Consider the following 3,025-nt stretch of genomic DNA (forward strand, 5'->3'; position numbering starts at 1 on the left):
AGGAACGTGACCACGGACAGCAAGCGCCCTCTCACCCTCCGCGATGTATCCGAAGCAACCGGTGTTTCCGAAATGACCGTGAGCCGCGTTCTGCGCAATCGCGGCGATGTGTCGGAAAAGACCCGCACCAAGGTGCTGAGTGCCGCCAAGGAGCTGGGCTACGTGCCCAACAAGATCGCCGGCGCGCTGGCTTCGAACCGGGTGAACCTGGTGGCGGTGATCATCCCGTCGCTGTCGAATATGGTCTTCCCTGAGGTTCTGACCGGCGTCAACAAGGTGCTGGAGAACACCGAGCTACAGCCGGTGGTCGGGGTGACTGACTATCAGCCCGAAAAAGAGGAAAAAGTGCTGTACGAGATGCTCTCGTGGCGCCCCTCAGGTGTTATCATTGCCGGGCTGGAGCATACCGAAGCCGCCCGCGCCATGCTGAACAGCGCCGGCATCCCGGTGGTGGAGATCATGGATACTGACGGCAAGCCGGTGGATGCGATGGTCGGTATTTCCCACCGTCGCGCGGGCCGCGAAATGGCCAGGGCGATCCTTAAGGCCGGATATCAGCACATTGGCTTCATGGGCACCAAAATGCCGCTTGACCACCGGGCGCGAAAGAGGTTCGAAGGTTTCACCGAGGCGCTGGCCAAGGAAGGCGTGGAGATCGAGGACCGCGAATTCTACTCAGGCGGCTCTGCCCTGGCCAAGGGGCGCGAGATGACGCAGGCCATGCTGGAACGATCGCCGGAACTGGATTTCCTCTATTTTTCCAATGATATGATCGGCGCGGGTGGATTGCTGTATTTGCTCGATCAGGGCATTGATGTGCCGGGCCAGATCGGCCTGGCCGGGTTCAACGGGGTGGAGCTGTTGCAGGGGCTGCCGCGCAAGCTTGCCACCATGGATGCCTGCCGTCAGGAGATTGGCCGAAGAGCGGCGGAAATCATTGCCGCGCAGCTGGAAGATCCGGACGCGGAGATTGAAAACAAAGTCACTTTGACCCCGACCATTTCCTATGGCGACACGCTGAAACGGCGCTGATGGCGCTGCAGCGGCTGGACAATCAAAGCGCGCGGCGGCTGTTCTTGGACCGCCATGCCTTGCTTGAACAGCCAGCAGGTCCGGCCAAGGGAGCGGATCTGCTGGCGCTGATCCAGCGGCTGGGCTTTGTACAGCTCGACAGTATCAACACGGTGGCGCGCGCGCATGACGTGATCCTCTATTCACGCCGCCCGGGCTATCGCGCCAAACATCTGAAGCAGCTCTACGAGCGGGACCGCGGGCTGTTTGAACATTGGACCCATGACGCCGCGATGATCCCGATGGCGTTCTACCCTCATTGGCATCTGCGGTTTCTGCGTGATACCGAGCTGCTGCGCAATCGCTGGCGCAACTGGCGGCGCGACGGGTTTGAGGCGCAGTTCGAAACCGTCCTGAACCATGTGCGGGATCACGGTCCAGTCAGTTCTTCTGACCTTGGCAAGGATGAAAAGAAGGGCTCCGGCGGCTGGTGGGACTGGCACCCGTCTAAGACTGCGTTGGAATATCTCTGGCGCTCAGGCGCGCTGACAGTGGTGGGGCGTGAAGGTTTCCAGAAACGCTATGACCTGACCGAACGAGTGATTGAGGAGCATCTGCGCCCTGGCACCTCCTGCGACGAGACTGCGACCATTAACTGGCTTTGCTCCGCTGCGATGGACCGGCTGGGCTTTGCCACCTCCGGCGAGCTCGCGGCGTTCTGGGACACCGCTTCTCCGGTGGAAGCCAAGTTATGGTGCGCCGAACAGCTGCGCCGTGGAGAGCTGGAAGAGATTGAAGTCGAACAGGCGGACGGCAAGCTGCGCAAAGTGTTCGCCCGTCCGGGCACCGTGAAAGCCGCCGCGGAATTGGGTCCGGCACCAGGCCGGATGCGGGTGCTCAGCCCCTTTGACCCAGCCCTGCGCGACCGCAAGCGAGCGGAACGGCTGTTCGGTTTCCACTACCGGATCGAGGTTTTCACCCCGGCACTCAGGCGCCAGTATGGCTATTACGTCTTTCCACTGCTGGAAGGCATACGTCTGGTTGGCCGGATTGATATGAAGGCGGACCGGGACGCAGACGTCCTTCGCGTCACCGCCGTATGGCCTGAACGGGATGTGAAGTGGTCACCGGTCCGCGCCAGGCGGCTGGAGGCTGAACTGGGTCGGGTTGCACGTTTTGCGGGCCTCAGCAGAGTGTGTTTCACAGACGGCTGGCTGCGCTGACAGAAGCTACTCTGGCTGCAACTGCGCCTCGATTACCCGGCGATAATCTTCCGGCGCTGGTATTGCTGTGAAGCTCTCCGGAGCAATGAATACGCAAACGAACCTGCCTTCAAAACAAAGCTCCCCATTCTGCCGCGCATTCACCCGGAAAGTCACCGACTTGCCGCCCAACGCGGAAGGCCAGACATCGCACATCAGCCGGTAACGCGGGGTCACAGGCGCGCGGAAATCGATGCTCATATGCACGAATGGCGTGCCGGTGCCCCGGTCCAGCTCCATCTGATACCAGCCATCGCCACCCAAGTGATGCTCCCACCAGGCGTCAATCGCTTCCAATGCAAAGACAGGCAGCCGTCCGGTATAGGCAATCCGGGCCGGATCGCAGTCCCCCCAGCCGACACGGATTTCATGGGTAAAACCCTGCTGTGCTGAAACGGAAGTATGTTCAGTCATTCCTGTTCCTCATTGCATCAGCATCAGAGGCAATAGCGTGATGATTGGGAAAGCCACCAGGATGACAACCCGGATAAGGTCAGAAGCAACAAAGAACATCACCGCCTTGTATGTGTCGATCATCTTGGTCTTTCGGTCCATCGCATTGATGATGAACAGGTTCATTCCAACCGGCGGGGTGATCAAGCCCACTTCCACAACGATCAGCACTAGGATCCCGAACCAGATGGCGACATATTCCGCCTCGATCCGGTTCACCCGGCCTTCGGTCACCCGGATGCCCAGCTCTTTCATCTGCTCACGGGTCAATTCGGCTCCGGCAGCAATGGCGTCCTTGA

4 protein-coding genes are annotated in these 3,025 nt (G+C 60.2%); 2 read left to right on the top strand and 2 right to left on the bottom strand.

The genetic code is table 11. From position 1 onward, the window contains the following. The first annotated feature begins 6 nt into the window (after positions 1-6). Positions 7-1,032 carry a LacI family DNA-binding transcriptional regulator gene (locus A2I95_RS29145; protein WP_027256871.1) on the top strand — a complete coding sequence of 342 codons (1,026 nt, stop codon included), beginning with the start codon at positions 7-9 and terminating at the stop codon, positions 1,030-1,032. Beyond that, complete coding sequence (locus A2I95_RS29150; protein WP_291735512.1) at positions 1,032-2,234, top strand: crosslink repair DNA glycosylase YcaQ family protein; 1,203 nt, start codon at positions 1,032-1,034, stop codon at positions 2,232-2,234. The genes A2I95_RS29145 and A2I95_RS29150 overlap by 1 nt, the downstream gene beginning before the upstream one ends. 6 nt (positions 2,235-2,240) lie before the next feature. On the opposite strand, the gene A2I95_RS29155 is transcribed toward A2I95_RS29150, so the two are convergent. Continuing rightward, on the bottom strand, positions 2,241-2,687 hold the full coding sequence (locus A2I95_RS29155; protein WP_027256873.1) for a thioesterase family protein: 447 nt from the start codon (positions 2,685-2,687) through the stop codon (positions 2,241-2,243). A gap of 9 nt (positions 2,688-2,696) precedes the next feature. Further along, positions 2,697-3,025: TRAP transporter large permease subunit (locus tag A2I95_RS29160; protein ID WP_291734838.1), on the bottom strand; the 329-nt coding region annotated here is incomplete at its 5' end.

The organism is Leisingera sp. F5 (assembly GCF_001593695.1).